Here is a 1,600-nt window from a genome sequence, read left to right as displayed (position 1 = left end):
CAATGCCGTTGCTTGACTCTGTCAAGGAGTTCGGTATGAGGCGGTGACGGCACGGGCCGGTGCTCGTTGGGCGGGGCATGGGTCACGCGTGGGTGGGATTGTCTGATCAGGTGCGGCTGGGGGCGTTGACGCGGTGGGTGACGCCCGAGCTGGTGGAGGAGGCGATCTCTGCGCACGGCAGGCGGGACAAGCGGCCGGGTGCGCTGCCCGCGCAGACGATGGTGTACTTCGTGCTGGGGCTGGCCCTGTTCCACCAGGATTCCTACGACGATGTCGCGGAGAACCTGGTCGGCGCAATACCAGGCATGGGTGATGCGATTCCGAACAGGTCGTCGTTCACCCGGGCACGGCAGCGTCTGGGCCCGCAGGTGCTGGAGACGGTGTTCCGCAAGGTCGCGGGCCCGCTGGCACCAGCCGGGCTCGCCGGATCGTTCTTCCGGGGGATGCGGTTGGCCGCGGTCGACGGGTTCTACCTGGATGCCCCGGAATCAGCCGAGAACCGGGCCGCGTTCGGTGGGCAGGTAGCGCCGGACGGTAGCCCGCTGGCGTTTCCGCAGGTCCGGGTGGTCACCTTGACGGAGGTGGGCACGCACGCGGTGCTGGACGCGCGCGTCGGTGGTCTCGTCGACAGCGAACAGGACCTGGCCGCACCCCTGGCGGCCGATACCGACGGCATGCTCGTGATCATGGACCGGGGCTTCGTCGGGGTCAACGTGTGGCAGGAGTTCACCAAGGCTGGCGCCCATGTGCTGATCCGCGCGAAGACGAACAACGCGCGCACTCCCCTCGAGCATCTGCCGGATGGCACCTACCTTGCGAAGATCTCGCAGTGGGCCGGCAAACGCCAGGTCCGCACCGTGACCGTGCGGGTGATCGAGTACCAGGTCGACAGCGGGGAGGCGATCCGTCTACTCACGGACCTCCTCGACCCCGAGCAGGCCCCGGCCGATGAACTCGCCGCCCTGTATCACGAGCGGTGGGAAGCGGAGCTGTCGAACCGTCAGATCAAGACCTTCCAGCGCGGCCCGCAGCAGGTACTACGCTCGGCGCAACCGGGCTTGGTGCACCAGGAGGTCTGGGCCCACCTGGCCGTCCACCACTGCCTGTCCCGCATGATCGTCGACATCGCTGGCCAGCATCGCATCGACCCGGACCGGATCTCCTTCGTCAAGGTCCTCAAGGCCGTGCGCCGCAGCGTCATCCAGCAGGCCGCGAGCACCCCGCGCAGGCTGACGAAGTTCCTGGTGACCCTCGCCTCCAAGCTCCGCAAACTCGACATCGGACCACGCCGCGACCGCGAAGCCGACCGGCTCGTCAAGCGCTTCAAGCTCAAGTACGCCGACCCACCGAAGGGCTGGACACGTCAGCCGACACGCCGCACCCAGCCAAAGACCATCACCCTTCTGCCTCGATTGGTTTAGAACTCAAGCAACGGCATTGAGTGGCCCGGTGGTCCGTAGCCGAGGCGCAGCACCATGTGCACGTACCCCATGGTCGATTGCGGTTCGCGGACGACCCGGCGCAGGTCGGGTCACTCCAGGGCCTGGGAGGTGAGCGAGGTGGCCAGCCCGTCGAGCGTGGCCCGGAGCAGGACCCGTTC

1 protein-coding gene and 1 pseudogene are annotated in these 1,600 nt (G+C 67.6%); one reads left to right on the top strand and one right to left on the bottom strand.

Annotated features, from left to right (window positions below):
• Nucleotides 1-92 precede the first annotated feature (92 nt).
• Nucleotides 93-1,421: an IS4 family transposase gene (locus F7R91_RS37990; protein WP_191971823.1), complete on the top strand. Its 1,329-nt coding sequence runs from the start codon at nucleotides 93-95 to the stop codon at nucleotides 1,419-1,421.
• Here F7R91_RS37990 and F7R91_RS43385 read toward each other — a convergent pair.
• Nucleotides 1,418-1,600, bottom strand: a pseudogene (locus F7R91_RS43385) (Acg family FMN-binding oxidoreductase); the annotation flags it as partial. The gene F7R91_RS37990 and the pseudogene F7R91_RS43385 sit on opposite strands and share 4 nt — an antisense overlap.

The organism is Streptomyces luteolifulvus (assembly GCF_008806595.1).
Classification (GTDB): domain Bacteria; phylum Actinomycetota; class Actinomycetes; order Streptomycetales; family Streptomycetaceae; genus Streptomyces; species Streptomyces luteolifulvus.
This window is presented reverse-complemented; position numbering and strand designations above follow the sequence as displayed.